The organism is Blastopirellula sp. SH421, assembly GCF_057808535.1.
The window spans coordinates 2,270,208-2,284,663 of record NZ_CM173712.1 but is presented as its reverse complement, the minus strand read 5'-3'; the positions used below and the strand labels follow the sequence as shown (position 1 = coordinate 2,284,663).

General features: G+C 55.5%; 15 protein-coding genes. 10 read left to right on the top strand and 5 right to left on the bottom strand.

The genetic code is table 11. The features are described 5' to 3' along the window. The first annotated feature begins 12 nt into the window (after window positions 1-12). Together SH421x_RS09405 and SH421x_RS09400 are read left to right on the top strand one after the other, a co-directional pair. The gene (locus SH421x_RS09405) at window positions 13-441 is read left to right on the top strand and encodes an ExbD/TolR family protein (protein ID WP_488855192.1); all 429 of its coding nucleotides are present in this window, start codon (window positions 13-15) and stop codon (window positions 439-441) included. A gap of 14 nt (window positions 442-455) precedes the next feature. Continuing rightward, window positions 456-962: an ExbD/TolR family protein gene (locus SH421x_RS09400; RefSeq protein WP_488855191.1), complete on the top strand. Its 507-nt coding sequence runs from the start codon at window positions 456-458 to the stop codon at window positions 960-962. 138 nt (window positions 963-1,100) lie between these two features. Here the strand turns inward: SH421x_RS09400 and xerD are convergent, their stop codons facing one another. After that, complete coding sequence (xerD, locus tag SH421x_RS09395) at window positions 1,101-2,042, bottom strand: site-specific tyrosine recombinase XerD (protein WP_488855190.1); 942 nt, start codon at window positions 2,040-2,042, stop codon at window positions 1,101-1,103. A gap of 227 nt (window positions 2,043-2,269) precedes the next feature. On the opposite strand from xerD, the gene galE reads away from it, so the two are divergent. The 4 genes from galE to SH421x_RS09375 all read left to right on the top strand — a co-directional run bounded on the left by galE (window position 2,270) and on the right by SH421x_RS09375 (window position 7,021). Beyond that, window positions 2,270-3,253, top strand: a complete 984-nt coding sequence (galE, locus tag SH421x_RS09390; protein ID WP_488855189.1) for a UDP-glucose 4-epimerase GalE — start codon at window positions 2,270-2,272, stop codon at window positions 3,251-3,253. 91 nt (window positions 3,254-3,344) lie between these two features. Further along, window positions 3,345-4,487 (top strand): 1-acyl-sn-glycerol-3-phosphate acyltransferase, encoded by a 1,143-nt coding sequence (locus tag SH421x_RS09385; RefSeq protein ID WP_488855188.1) that lies wholly within the window; start codon window positions 3,345-3,347, stop codon window positions 4,485-4,487. 47 nt (window positions 4,488-4,534) lie between these two features. Then, window positions 4,535-5,569 carry an HD domain-containing protein gene (locus tag SH421x_RS09380; RefSeq protein ID WP_488855187.1) on the top strand — a complete coding sequence of 345 codons (1,035 nt, stop codon included), beginning with the start codon at window positions 4,535-4,537 and terminating at the stop codon, window positions 5,567-5,569. 144 nt (window positions 5,570-5,713) lie between these two features. Continuing rightward, a complete protein-coding gene (locus tag SH421x_RS09375; protein WP_488855186.1) occupies window positions 5,714-7,021 on the top strand; it encodes a GGDEF domain-containing protein in 1,308 nt (435 codons plus the stop codon). Between the two features lie 10 nt (window positions 7,022-7,031). Here the strand turns inward: SH421x_RS09375 and prmC are convergent, their stop codons facing one another. The 4 genes from prmC to SH421x_RS09355 all read right to left on the bottom strand — a co-directional run bounded on the left by prmC (window position 7,032) and on the right by SH421x_RS09355 (window position 10,547). Next, the gene (gene prmC, locus SH421x_RS09370) at window positions 7,032-7,916 is read right to left on the bottom strand and encodes a peptide chain release factor N(5)-glutamine methyltransferase (RefSeq protein ID WP_488855185.1); all 885 of its coding nucleotides are present in this window, start codon (window positions 7,914-7,916) and stop codon (window positions 7,032-7,034) included. Window positions 7,917-7,958: 42 nt separating this feature from the next. After that, window positions 7,959-9,035, bottom strand: a complete 1,077-nt coding sequence (prfA, locus tag SH421x_RS09365; RefSeq protein ID WP_488855184.1) for a peptide chain release factor 1 — start codon at window positions 9,033-9,035, stop codon at window positions 7,959-7,961. Window positions 9,036-9,148: 113 nt separating this feature from the next. Further along, a complete protein-coding gene (rpmE, locus tag SH421x_RS09360) occupies window positions 9,149-9,388 on the bottom strand; it encodes a 50S ribosomal protein L31 (protein WP_002652272.1) in 240 nt (79 codons plus the stop codon). Between the two features lie 184 nt (window positions 9,389-9,572). Then, window positions 9,573-10,547 (bottom strand): bile acid:sodium symporter family protein, encoded by a 975-nt coding sequence (locus SH421x_RS09355; protein ID WP_488855182.1) that lies wholly within the window; start codon window positions 10,545-10,547, stop codon window positions 9,573-9,575. Window positions 10,548-10,737: 190 nt separating this feature from the next. Between SH421x_RS09355 and SH421x_RS09350 the strand changes: the two genes are divergently transcribed. The 4 genes from SH421x_RS09350 to SH421x_RS09335 all read left to right on the top strand — a co-directional run bounded on the left by SH421x_RS09350 (window position 10,738) and on the right by SH421x_RS09335 (window position 14,407). After that, entirely contained in the window at window positions 10,738-11,205 is a 468-nt protein-coding gene (locus SH421x_RS09350; protein ID WP_488855181.1) for a helix-turn-helix domain-containing protein, read from the top strand. Then, window positions 11,205-11,777, top strand: a complete 573-nt coding sequence (locus SH421x_RS09345; protein WP_488855180.1) for a PIN domain-containing protein — start codon at window positions 11,205-11,207, stop codon at window positions 11,775-11,777. The genes SH421x_RS09350 and SH421x_RS09345 overlap by 1 nt, the downstream gene beginning before the upstream one ends. A 187-nt stretch (window positions 11,778-11,964) precedes the next feature. Beyond that, window positions 11,965-13,104 carry a chorismate synthase gene (gene aroC / locus SH421x_RS09340; RefSeq protein ID WP_488855179.1) on the top strand — a complete coding sequence of 380 codons (1,140 nt, stop codon included), beginning with the start codon at window positions 11,965-11,967 and terminating at the stop codon, window positions 13,102-13,104. A gap of 46 nt (window positions 13,105-13,150) precedes the next feature. Further along, window positions 13,151-14,407, top strand: a complete 1,257-nt coding sequence (locus tag SH421x_RS09335) for a hypothetical protein (protein WP_488855178.1) — start codon at window positions 13,151-13,153, stop codon at window positions 14,405-14,407. Window positions 14,408-14,456 lie beyond the last annotated feature (49 nt).

Sequence of the window (14,456 nt, the reverse complement as noted above, 5' to 3'; positions counted from 1 at the left end):
CGGAGTCATTACATGCGAATCAAAAAGTCGCGTCGTGAGTTGGCCGAAGGGGATATGACCCCGATGATCGACATGACGTTTCAGTTGATCGCCTTTTTCATGGTGCTGATTAACTTCAGCCAGGCGGAACAAGATAAAGAAGTCAAGCTGCCCGATAGCGAACTTGCCCGCCCGCCTGATGCGCCGCTACTCGACGCACTGACGCTGCATGTTCGCGAGAGCGGGCTCGTGGTGATTTCCAACGATGAGCATGACATGGAGCAACTGCGCAAGCGGATGATCCTCGAAAAGCAATATGCGGAAGATCCCAAAAAGGTCACGATCGTGATTCGCGGCGACTATCGAGTTGCAACCGGCAAGGTGCAGGAGGTAATCCGGCTCTGCCAAGACGTCGGCTTTGAACTGTATGCCCTAAGAGCCAAAGAACGGTTAAATCGTTAGGAAATCCCGCACTCATGAAGTTACGAAATTCGGCCCGCCACGCCGGCGGGAACAAGATCGAATTGCAGATGACGCCGATGATCGACATCGTGTTTCAGCTGCTTGTCTTCTTCGTCATGACCTTTAAGGTCGCGGCGATGGAAGGAGATTTTGATATCAAAATGCCGGCCGCAGCGCAAGGTTCGCCCAGCTTTGATGACCTGCCGCTGAAGCTCACCTTGCGAGCTTCGCCGACCGGCATGCTGGACGAAGTCCGGCTAGGTGACCGTACGTTCAGCGGCTTGTCCTACAAAGAGAAGTTCAAAAAGCTGCAAGATCAAATCGTGGAGCAAATCGGAACTTCCGCTACCCCTAGTCCAGGGCGTGAAGCGGCCGAGATCGAAATCGACGCAGACTATAACTTGCAATATGAATTTGTCATCGAAGCAATGTCTGCCGTTACCGGTCGAGTTGATAAAGAGGGGAAGATCCAGCGACTGATCGAAAAGGTCAAATTCTCCCCTTCCTCCGGCGGCCGATAAAGAAGGGCAGCCTGCAAATGAGGGCAGGCCGACGCGAGACACGCAATCAAAAACTTCCCCCTGGAGCCATTGCATACGATTCCTATGCAATGGCTCCTTTTCTGTTGGATGTACGTGATTCGGCAGGCACGGCAAGTCCTACGCTCGCGGATGAAATTGTGCGTGCACTTTCTTCAACCGCGACTGATCGACATGCGTGTAGATTTGTGTTGTGGCGATGCTTGCGTGTCCCATCATCTCTTGCACATGCCGCAGGTCAGCGCCTCCGGCCAGCAAGTGGGTCGCAAAACTATGTCGCAGCGAGTGTGGACTAACGTCCGGATCGATCCCTGCTTTGGCGGCGTATTTTTTCACCAGTTCCCAGATTGCGATGCGTGACAATCGCTTGCCGCTTCGCGATAGAAAAAGAAACGCTGCGTCGCGGGGATTCTTTTTCGTAAGCCGCGGCCGCTCTTCGTCAAGATAAGTTCGCACTACGCGAGCCGCTTTCTGGGCCAGCGGTGCGATCCTTTGCTTCGACCCTTTTCCTTCGCACTTCACATAACCTTCGTCCAGATGAACGTCATCCAGACGCAAGCTGCTCACTTCCGAGGCGCGACAACCGGTGGCGTACAACACCTCTAAGATCGCACGATCGCGACGCCAGTATGGATCTTCGCTCCACGGCGCCGTCAGCAGACCATCAATCTTATTGGGCGCGATCACCGACGGAATGCGTCGCCAGATTTTCTGACTGCCGAGCAGCTCAACCAGGTTGTCTTGTAGGATCCCCTCTAGTTGGAGATAGCGAAAGAAGATCTTGAGCGACACGACCGCTCGGGCGATCGATGCAGGGGCCAACTCTTGCTTGTAGAGCCAAGCGACATAGTCGGCCAACTCGCCCACTCGTAGCGCACGGATCTCACGTGCGCCAAGCCATTTCTCAAATCGGACCAGATCGCGACGGTAGGCAGCCACCGTATTGGCGGCCAAGTGGCACTCGCTCTGCAGATAGTCGGCAAAGGCCGCCGACATGCGAGCCGCGACGTTCCCCCGCGATTGCGGTTGGGGGCGAACTAATTTTCGTCGTAATCTGGCCATGCCTGCCGATTTTCTCGCGGTATGTTGGAGTGCGTCATTATCCAATATCGGCGACAAACCGGGCTAGATTGAAACTAGCCTGTTTTTGCCGGGGTTAAAAACGTAACCTCAAGCTATGGTTATCTTTACCGGTCGTATTGATCCTAGCGACGATTTCGTCCAGAATCTTGGCGCTACAGCAAGCTCGCCTCACGAATGAACCCCTGCGACAAGGGAAGGCTCCCACTATGAATGTCCTAGTTTCTGGCGGCGCCGGCTATGTCGGCTCTCACACGGCCCGACATTTAAGTCGGCAGGGGCATAACGTCTGGATCTATGACAATCTCTCGCAAGGGCACCGCGGCGCGGTCCCGGCTGATCGCCTGATCGTGGGGGATCTGCACGAAGGGGAGCGTCTAACCGGCCTGATGCGTGAACTCAAGATCGACGCCGTGATGCATTTTGCGGCCAGCGCCCTGGTGGGTGAGTCGGTCACCGATCCGGCCAAGTACTATCGCAACAACATCGTCGCGACCCTCTCGCTGCTGGATGCGATGCGAGCCGCCGACGTGCGGCGGATCGTGTTCTCTAGCACCTGCGCCACCTATGGCGAACCCGATCAAATGCCGATCACCGAAGCGACAAAACAGGCGCCGGTTAATCCCTACGGCTTCACCAAGCTCTGTATCGAACACGCCCTGGCCGACTACAGCCACGCTTATGGATTTGGCTACGCGGCGCTGCGGTACTTTAACGCGTCAGGCGCTTCGCCGGATGGAGATATGGGCGAAGACCACGATCCTGAATCGCATCTCATTCCGATTGTGCTGCAAGTCGCCCTTGGACAGCGAGAAGCGATTTCGATCTTTGGCGATGATTACCCCACACCAGACGGCACCTGCGTTCGCGACTATATTCATGTCGACGACTTGGCCACCGCCCATTTAACGGCGATGCAAAAGCTTGAGCCCGGCGTAGCGCTGAAGCTAAACCTGGGCACCGGCGAAGGGGTCAGCGTGCGCGAGGTGATTCAAGCCTGTCGCGACATCACCGGACGAGAGATCCCCGAGAAGATCGCTCCCCGTCGACCAGGCGATCCACCAGAACTAGTCGCCGACGCATCACTAGCGGCTGAATTGCTAGGCTGGCGAGCGAAATATCTAGACATCCGAGAAACCGTGAAAACTGCTTGGAATTGGCACGTCGCTCATCCTCACGGCTACTCTGAATAAGCGAAAACTAGCGCATCCCATTATGCAGCAGATCGTTTTCGAAAAACCGTACAAGTTTATCCCGCCGCACCACGGAGATTGGTGGCCGGCGATGATACTTCGGTTTGACCTGTACGGCATGTACCTACGCAAGCAAGGAATCGAGAGTCATGAGCTGAGAAATCAGCATCTGCTCCGCGAATCGCTTGACGCTGGACACGGCGTGATGATGGCGCCCAACCATAGCCGCCCTTGCGATCCCTTGACGATTGGATATCTCGCGAAAGACGTCGGCTTTCATCTCTACGCGATGGCCAGTTGGCACCTGTTTAATCAAGGCTGGTTCAACGCGCTGGCGATTCATTTGATGGGCGGATTTAGCATCTATCGCGAAGGGATTGATCGTCAGGCGATACACACCGCAATCGACGCGCTGGCTAGCGCCCAGCGGCCCCTGCTGCTGTTTCCCGAAGGTTCGACCACGCGAACCAATGATCGCATTCACGCACTGATGGACGGAGTCGCGTTCATCGCTCGGGCAGCAGCTAAAAAGCGAGCCAAAGCCTGCGGCGGTAAAGTGGTGATTCACCCGATTGGGATCAAATATTTGTTCCGCGGCGATCTGCGTCGCGCCATCGATCCTGTGCTGACCGAAATCGAACATCGGCTCTCCTGGCGCCCGCAAACCGACCTTTCGATTTTCGATCGAATTGCCAAAGTCGGCAGAGCTTTGCTGGCTTTGAAAGAGATCGAGTTCTTCCAACAAATTCGGACCGGCAGCACGCGGCAGCGTCTTGATGATTTGATCAACGGCCTCCTGGGACCACTGGAGGCAGAATGGCGTTGCCAGGCCGAATCTAATGCCGTGGTTCCACGGGTCAAAGCGCTACGCATGAAAATCATGCCGGCCATGGTCAACGAAAAACTACCGGCTCAAGAGCGCGATCGCCGCTGGAATCAATTGGCCGACATCTACCTGGCGCAACAACTCTCGTGCTATCTGCCCGATTACTTGGCCGACTATCCGTCGGTCGACCGCTTGCTGGAAACGGTCGAGCGATATGAAGAAGATCTGACCGACAAGGTCCGCATCCATGGCAAACTGCACGTCATCGTCGACGTCGACCAAGCGATAGAAGTCTCGCCAGAGCGAGATCGAACTGCGAGCGTCGACCCGCTGATGGAAACGCTCCGCGAACGCTTGGCGACCAAACTAGCCAACTTGGCTCAGGAATCGCCGCTCTATGGCGACTAGGAGAAAAATCTCTTGAGAGGGATTCGCGTTCCGCTAAAATGGTGGACATGAACGACGACGCTCTTTCCATCTCGACTTCGCTTGGCGATCTACACCCGGGAGAACGCGGGGACATCTTTGTTCAATTGGTTGCACGAGAAGAAGCGATCACGCGCAGCGGTCGCCCTTACATGCGGCTCGAATTTCGGGATGCTCGCCGACGCGCCTCGGTGATGCTCTGGGATGATTCTCCCTGGCTCGAAGTAAGTCGGCTCGATTGGAAGCTGGGTGAGTACTTTAAGATCCGCGCGGTCTACACCGAATCAGCGCATGGACGTCAGCTTCGTCTGCAAAAAATTCGCCCGGTCAATGACGACGATCGACAGCAAGGCTTTGATCCAGTTCTCTGCCAACCGCGATCCGTAGAAGATCCTGCCGATCTGTTTGAAGCCGCGCTGGCGATTTGTCAGCATGAAATTAAGGACGCCTCCCTGCGTGAGTTGGTCACGACGATCTATACGCAACATCAAGCAGCGCTGTTGATTGCTCCGGCCGGCATGATCCATCATCATCGCTATCAGGGCGGACTGCTGGAGCATTCGGTAAGCGTCGCCCAGACCGTACTGCAATTGATTTTGCAATTCCGCCACCAATATTTGCCGCTGCGAGATCCGCTGACTTGCGACTTGGCGATCGCCGGAGCGTTGACGCATGACCTGGGAAAACTGATCGAGATCGATCTGCAGGGCGGGGGAGTATCCTCGACGCCAGATGGTCAAATTTTGGGGCATGTCCTCCTGGGACGCGATTTGGTTCGAGCAGTGGCGCTGACGATGGATCCTGTTCCCCCTTGGCTGCTCCGCTTGGAGCTGATCGTGCTCACACATCAGGACTATTACGCCGACGGCGATTATCGCCGCCCGCTTTCGCTGGAAGCGTTGCTTGTCCAACAAGCCGACCGGATCGACTCTGAACTACACCGGTTTACCGCAGCGTTGGCGACGCCGGGTGGAGAGCTGATTCTTTCTGCTGACAACCCATTTCGACGGGCGATCCTACGTAGTGAAACGGCAGCCGACTCAGCGGCAATCCCGGCTTCTTAACCGTCATAATCGGCAGAAGCAGACCACGAATCGCCCGAAGTTCAACTGCAATTATTCTCGCAACATTTTACTAACGTAGGCTTCAGTAATTGGTGGTCCGACAAGTCGTCGATCACATCAGCTACGAATTCATAGGGCAGTAGCGTGTTATTTGTATTTTTCAGCGGGATGATGCTGGCCAATCTGCTTGTCGGATTTGGGCTGGCAGTTTACCTGCGCAAACTAGCCGAGCACCAACAAGGCATGATCGCTCTTGATATCCATCAAGACGTCTCCGAGGTCGATGTGCATCGCGAACTTTCGTGTGAGAGCGCGAATGCGGCCCCCACCGCAACGGTTCGCGCCCGCGCTATCTCCTCGATCGACGCCATTCCGCCTGAGTATATCAGCATGCTGCAAGGCGAATCGCTTGTCGCCAATAGTCTGGTTGAAGCGTCGGCCGAAGTGCTGCGACTAGAAGTCGGCATCTATCGCGACGCACTGATCGAAATCGATAACCAATTACGCGCATTAGACGACGCGCCAGCAGCGGGACTACTAGAAGGGCTGTCGGTCGAACTAGAAGATCTCAATCGAGAATGGTTAAACAAACAAGCGGAAGCGGCGAGCACGCTTGACAGCAGCGGCGACTCACTGGGTGAGTATTCGGATATCGGCGGATCGCTCAGCACGGTGTTGATGGAACAAGCGGCCCAGATCGAAACGACCATCAGCAATATCGAACATCTTGATTTGGCGTCGGATCCTGCCGATGGACGAAAACGCTTGATGCAGGAGATTTGCCGCTTGATCGATCTCGCGCATGATCTGCGCGACAACATGCAAGGGACGCTGCTTACGATCTTGCGAGCAGAGCGGCGATTGGGAGAAGTCGACCGCAAAATGCAGTTTGACGGCCTCACAAAGCTTCACAATCGCAACGGCCTGGAAGTTGTGTTTTATGAATGGTGGCGAGCCGACATCCGCCGCGAGCGAATCGTCAGCGTCGCACTGCTGGACATCGATAACTTGCGAAAAATCAACGAGCGTTTTGGCGCCGAGGCAGGCGATCGCTTGTTGGCCGAGTTTGGGCGTCTGCTGGGCGAGTTGATTCGTAAGGATCGAGGATTTGACATCGTTTGCCGGTCGACCGGCCAACAGTTCGTCATTTTCTTTGGCGATACCGGCCCTCGCAATGCGACCAGTAGCATCGAACGCATTCGTCAAACGCTGGAAGCGACCACTTTCAGTCTCGATGGCGAAGGAGTCGAAATGAAGGTGAGCGTTGGCGTCGCGGAAGTGTGTGCGGACGACACGACGACCAAGGTGATCAAGCGATTAGAAAAAGCGATGCGTGTGGCGAAGAAGAATGGACGCAACTGCACCGTGATTGACGAGGGGAATGGTCCCACGCCGATTACAGCGCCTGAATACAAAGTGATCGGCCGCACTGTCAGCGTCGAAGAACGCTAATCGCCTGCCGCTAGTTCGCTTTCCGGCGAGCAATCAACACGCGCGGCAGTTTCGCCAAATCCTTCTCGACGATTGGCGTTTCAAACTCGCCACTAGCGGTCACAATCGCAACCGCGGCGTCGGCCACAACCGGACCAAATTCAATCAACAGCCAGCCGCCGGGCTTCAAATGCGCTGGCGACTGACGCACCAAATTACGAATCGCATCCAGTCCATCTTCGCCGCTAAAGAGCGCCATATGCGGCTCGAACTTCAGCACATCCTGAGGAAGCGTCGGCTTCTCGACGAGGCCGATGTAGGGAGGATTGCTGACGATCAAGTCAAAGCTTGCGTCCGCCGGTTGTCCCGCGAGCAAATCACCGACGACAAACTCAATCTGCGCCGAGACGCCTAGCATCTCGGCATTCTCTTGCGCAATTTTTAGCGCCGCAGCACTGATATCAATCGCCGTTACCTGCAGCTTCGGCAATTCTTTCGCTAGCGTGATCGCGATGCACCCGCTGCCGGTCCCGATGTCGCAAATGTGCGGAGCTTTGGTTTTCGCCAATTCTCGCAAGCGATCTAACGCGGCAATGACTAGATGCTCTGTCTCTGGACGAGGGATCAGCACATCTTGGGTGACGCGAAAGTCGCGAGAGTAGAATTCTCTGCGACCTAGCAGATATGCAACCGGCATGCCTGTGGCGCGCTGCTTGACCAGTTGACGAAACTTGCCGCGCGGCGCGTCGGCGACGACTTCGTCAAACCGGGTATACAGCTCAATCCGCTTGCAACCAAGCGACTGCGCCAAGAGAAGTTCGGCGTCGAGGCGCGGCGAGTCCGCCGCTTGTTGTTGCAGATAGTCGGCGGTCCATTTCAAGAGGCGCCCTACCGTCCATGGCTCTTCCGCCGACATAGCATCTCCTGCGGCTGCGCCTCTGCGGCGACATTGGATCGATTATTCTTCCAGGTCGCCCATGTCGCCACGCAACTGCTGGCGATCGTAGTCGACCAGACCATCGATCACCGGCTGCAATGCGCCAGCGATGATTTGATCCAGCTTGTAAAGCGTCAGATTGATGCGGTGATCGGTGACGCGATTCTCCGGAAAGTTATAGGTCCGAATACGTTGGCTGCGATCGCCAGACCCGACCAGCGATTTGCGATGATCGGCTCGCTGCTTTGCTTCTTCAGCCCGTTTAACTTCGTACAACTTGGTCTTGAGCAACCGCAGCGCCTTGGCCAGGTTTTTGTGCTGGCTCCGCTCTTCGCAGCACTGCACGATCACGCCATCTTTGTGGATCAAGCGGACGGCTGACGCCGTCTTGTTGACGTGCTGACCACCGGGACCACTGGAGGCCGCGTATCGCTCGACGTCGTAGTCTTCGGGATTGAGCTCAAACTCAACGTCTTCTGGTTCTGGCATTACTGCAACGGTCGCGGCCGAAGTGTGCACGCGTCCCTTGGCTTCTGTTTCAGGAACGCGCTGCACGCGATGACCGCCGCTTTCGTACTGCAGTTCGCGATAGACTCCTTCTCCTTCAACGCTAATGATGACTTCCTTAAATCCCCCTAGTTCGGTCGGATTGGATTCCATCACCTCATACTTCCACTTCTTCGCTTCGCTGTATCGCTTGTACATATCGTACAGGTCACGCGCAAACAAAGCCGCTTCATCCCCGCCGGCGCCGCCGCGGATTTCCAAGACAATTCGCGTGCGATTGGCGTCTTCGCCGCCGATCGTCATGTCCAGCAACTCTTGCCATAGCTTTTCACGACGAGCCTTTAACGTCACCAAGTCGGCTGCCGCCAACTCGCACATTTCATCGTCGTCGCTTTCTAGCAACTCTTTCGCTTCGCTCATCTCATCGATCGTATTCTTGAAAGATCGATATTTAGTCGCCAGCTTGGCCAGAGAGCCATGCTCGCGCGCAATCGTCGCCATCTGATGCGAATTTCCCATGACATCGGGATCGCTCATCTGCTTTTCGAGAAACTCGAAGCGGGACAGCTTTTCCTCCAACATCTCACGCATGGGAGAACCTTAAGTCAAAATGGCGAATCAGAAAGAAAGAAGTCAGTCAACGAAGAACGCGAGCCTTCTGTGGTGAGAAAGCTCGCGCTGGGCGGTGATCGTTGATGCCGTCGCTACTTCTTTTTCTTCTTCGGCTTCTCGAGGCTCGCATAACCGCTCTTGGCGATCTTGTTCTTGAACTTCTCGATGCGGCCGCCAGAGTCGACAAATTTCAATTTGCCGGTATAGAACGGATGGCAGGCGCTGCACACGTCAACGACGATTTCTTTACGCGTGCTACGGGTGGTAAAGCTATTACCACAACCGCATTTCACGGCCGCTTCCTCGTAGCGGGGGTGAATCTTTTCTTTCATGACGGCATCTTCCTGAGTGGTTGGTCGCGAGACGGTACTACCCTGTCTCGTTCACGTTAGATCGATAATCCAACTATCATATCGGCCTGCATGCAGAGGAACAAGGGGAAGCACAATGCGGCTAACCCGCAGATTCGTTGGACAAATTATCAAACAGATTTGCAGCCCACGCACCCCAAACAGCCTAGACATGCGTGAGATTGGCATTTTGCTGCCGCAAATGCCAATCTGCGACCCAAGTATCCATAAATAGCTGACTTACGTGATACGCGATCAACGGCAAAATCGCTAGCGGCTGCGCGGGGTAAAAGGTATTGGCCAGCCACAATCCGACCATCAGCGTCTTCTGGCTCCCCGAGATCCCGACCGCAATCTGGTCTGCAGACGTCATGCCCAGCCATTTTGCCGATTGATACCCAATCGCCAGTGCCGTCGCATGCACGCCGATGACCACTCCCAACGTCAATGTCAGCGTCTGGAGCGGAGGCGCCAACTCATGCAACGTGCGCAAATGAATTCCGGCGCTAACGCAGCCCAGAAAGACCATCGCCAAAATACCGAGTTGTGCGGCGGTGCTCATCGACGCTCGATGTGCAGTCGCCCATCGACCGATTGGACGCGGAATGCGGCATAACTGGCCTGCTATCATCGGAACGACGACCAGAATCAAGAGCTTTTGAACCATGTCGCCCGGATCGAGAGAGACCGAGTCCCCGGTCGTCAGTCTCAACCACATCGGCGTCACGGCAAAACAAAGGAGGTTGGTCACGATCGTCACCACCAGCGCCGCAACATCATTTCCGCCGGCTTTGCGCGTCCAAACCGCCGCCGAAGCGAGAGTGCAGGGGATCGCGGCGGCAATATTTACCCCGATTCGCAGGTCACCGACCACGAGCAGCGATGCGCCCCACGCCAGCAACGGCAGCAGCCCATAGTTGATCAAGGTTCCCAGCGCGGCAGGAGCGGGACGCTTCACCGCATTGTGCAAATCTCCAAACTCAAGGGGGAACGCCATCAAAAACAGGACGGTAACGACGATCGCATTCTGCAGATAGGGAATCTTGGTCACCGGCTCAAGCATCGGCGAAAACCCAAAGCCAACACCAATCGCCGCCGCCAAAAGTAGCAAAAACCAATAGCGGCTGACGAAACTTATCACAGGGATTCCAAAGGGAAGGAGAATCAAGGAGGAAGAATCAGCTTTCGAGATTTCCGCCCAGCAGTCTAACCCGTTTTGCCTAAAAAGTGTCTCCCCGCAGTTGTTTTCGAGTATTTCGGCTAATTCGAGCATTGCGATCGGCAAGCGACGGCATAAGATTACATAACGAACGCCTGCCAGGAGATCTTTGATGTCGACCTTGATTCCAGAGAATTTTGAGACAGTCTTCCCCAGCGATGCTGACGCAGCGCTGGCGCTCGAATCAAGCCGCCAATTAGCGGCGCACAAGCTGAACGCAAGCTCAAGCGTCCGGCTTCAGCTACTGGATGGTGAGCTTGACCAGACAATGACCGTCCCCACTTCAGCATTACGCCTCTTCGTTCACCTGCTGACGGAAATGTCCCAGGGAAATGCTGTCACGCTGATTCCAACTCATGCCGAACTGACGACGCAGCAAGCCGCCGACCTCTTGAACGTATCACGCCCCTACGTCGTCAAACTGCTTGACGAAGGGAAGATACCTTCTAGAACCGTCGGAAAATATCGCCGCGTGCGATTCGACGATTTGATGGCGTACAAACAGAAAGACGACGAGGCCCGCGAAAGAGTGCTCGATCAACTCTCTGCGGATGCCCAAGATCTCGGGATGGGTTACTGATGGAGCACCCCGTTACCGCTGTCTATGACGCGAACATCCTCTACCCAGCACCGTTACGCGATCTTTTCATTCGATTAGCACAAGCGGGGCTGGTCCAGGCAAAATGGACAGAAGCAATCCATGACGAATGGATGCGCAACCTGCTAAAAAACAAGCCCGAGTTGACACTCGCTCGATTGGCACGAACAAAGGGATTGATGAATGATGCGGTTCGTGACTGCCTTGTAAGTGGTTATGAATCATGGATTGATTCCTTGACTATGCCCGACCCAGACGACCGACATGTACTGGCGGCAGCGATTCAAGCTCACGCCAACGTGATTGTTACGTACAACCTCAGGGACTTTCCTCAAAGCATTCTTTCGCAACACAACGTGGAAGCGTTGCATCCGGATGACTTTCTCTGTGAACTTTTCGATGCAACAACTGCCTCCGTGCTCGCCGCAGTCAAGCGACAGCGTGAGGGGCTCCGCAATCCTCCTAAGAAGGTCGAAGAGCTTCTGGCCATTCTTGAAAATCAAGGTCTTACACAATTCGTCTTACGACTGCGTCCATTCGCCTCATTGCTTTGAAGCTAGCGGCAGATTTTCTCTACGCAGGCCGCGCCAACAAGCAATCTATCTTCAAGCTACGTCAACAGTTAGAATTGACCCACTGGGCGTCGCTCACTTGCGTCGATAGAAGCGACCAACACATCTAACCGCCAGCGAGGGACCTACCTGCGCGGCGGAGATTATCCGTAAGTCACTACAGAAGCACATGTTACGCTATAGCACCGCTGGCGAATCGCACGGTAAGACTCTATTGGCCCTGGTCGATGGCTTTCCCGCTGGCGTCGAGATTGAAACCGACGCGATCGACGCCGATCTTAAGTTACGCCAAGGGGGCTATGGTCGCGGCGGCCGCCAACGGATCGAAACTGACAAGGTCGAAGTCCTGACCGGCATCTGGAAAGGACTCTCGCTGGGCAGTCCGATCGCGCTGCAAGTAGTCAACAAAGACTACAAGTTAGAGCGACTCGAAGATCTCCCGCGACCTCGACCGGGCCACGGCGATTTGACCGGAGCTATTAAGTTTCTCGGCCCGGTCCGGGGGATTCTCGAACGTGCTAGCGCCCGAGAGACCGCGGTTCGCGTCGCCGCTGGCGGTTTGGCCAAGCTGCTGCTCAAGCAGTTTGGCATCACCGCGTTTGGCTATGTCGCCGAACTGGGCGGAGTGCAGATTAAACCGCAGGCTGGTAGCCTAGAGCAACTGCACAAACTGCGTAGCGATAGCATCATCTATTCGCTCAATCCTGACCAAGATGCTGAGATCAAGCAGTTGATTGATGCAACCGGTAAAAGCGGCGATACGCTAGGCGGCATTGTGGAAGTTCGGGTAGACGGAGTACCATTCGGCCTCGGCACGCATGCACAGTGGGATCGAAAACTCGACGGACGACTCGCACAAGCCGTGATGGCGGTTCAAGCGATCAAAGGAGTGGAGATTGGACTCGGGTTTGAAGCGGCTCGTCGCCCTGGCTCTCAGGTACACGATCCGATTCACTTTGATCCTGAGCAACGCGACCAACCGCACCTGGGATATACGCGACCGACCAACAACGCCGGCGGGCTGGAAGCAGGCATGACGAACGGGCAACCGATCATCATCCGCGCCGCCAAAAAACCGATCAGCACGTTGGCCAAGCCGCTCGACTCAATCAACTTAGATACCAAAGAAAAGCAGGGCGCCTCCTACGAACGCAGCGATGTCTGCGCCGTATCGGCGGCCGCCATCATTGTCGAAAATGTCGTCGCGTTTGAAATTGCGACGGCGCTGGTCGACAAGTTTGGCGGCGATAGCCTGGCCGAGATGAAAGCGCGGCACGAGCTGTTTATGCAGATGGCCCGCGAAAGATAAGCGTCGATTTACCATTTCATCGCGCGATACGAACAAGGAAGTTCTGTTGCACGAGGCGACTCACCGACTCCTTTGCCGCTTGGCCTTTTTGGCCATCTGCATCTTGCCGACGTTCACAACGTTCGGGTGGATCGGCTACCGCCGTAGCTCTTGGGCGCATACGGCGATCGAACGTCGCTTGTCGGATGAGCTAGGTCTGAAAGCGACATTCGCCAAAGCCTACAACCCGCGCCCCGGCAAGTATGTCCTACAAGACCTGAAACTGCACGTCGTCAATCAACCGGCGATCACCATTCCCCTAATCGAAGCGGAAGAGCAGGGGAGCGTCTGGCGGATTCGCGCTGCAAAGTGCGATCTCTCCTGGACGCATCGCCGCCGACTCTGGGAAACGCTGTGCGAACGTCTCGCGATCGCAGGCAACCAACCGATCTGGGTTCAGATCGACACGATCCAAATTGATGAACCTGCGATTCCGAACTTGACGCAATTTGCCTCGCATACGAAGGTCGACGCTGCCGGAGAGCGTCAGTCTGTCGCCAAGTTTTCCCTGGCCGGCATCAGCGCCTCGAAGCCAATGGTTGTGCAACTAGCAACTCCGGCTCATAGCGGTGAATTGAATATCACCCTTGATAGCGGCGACGCCAAAATCCCTATCGCCACTCTTGCTGCATTCGATCCCACCGTTCGCATTTTGGGGACAGACACAGTTTTCAGTGATCTCTATGTCCGCCGCGAGGGACTCCACGGAAATCGACTAACCCTCCGCGGCATCGCCAGTGAGATTGAGCTTGCCGGGCTGATTAAGCGCTCACCCAATCACACGCTTGTCGGCAAAGCGGATCTCACCTTGCAAGAGGTTTCGTTTGTTGACGGCAATCTGCAGTCAGCGGATGGTTGGTTAATAAGCCGCACCGGGGGACGCGTTAGCATGTCGCTGGTTCAAGACGCTTCCAGTCAGATGGGCTTTCTAATTTCCGATACATTGCCGACCAATCGGTCGCTCTCCACCGGCTTTGATCAATTAGGGATCCAGTTTCGCCTACGTCCCCCGCTGATCTCGATTCGCGGCTATTGCGAAAACGCGGAACCAGGAACCATCTTGGCAATTTCGCACGAACGTAAATCAATTCCGCTCGCGCTGCAGCCAGAGCCAGAATTTGTCCCTGCCGCCAGCTTGATCGCCGCGCTGAACGCACACGAACAATTCACTGTACCGGCCACCGCCGAAGCAGCGAAACTGCTGGAATATCTGGTTGTTCCCGCAGTCGCCGAAGAACCAAAGCATGAAGAGTTTCGGCGGTAGTAGACATTCGTCATTTTCCCTACGCCAGACCTTCTCCTTTGGCGCCGCG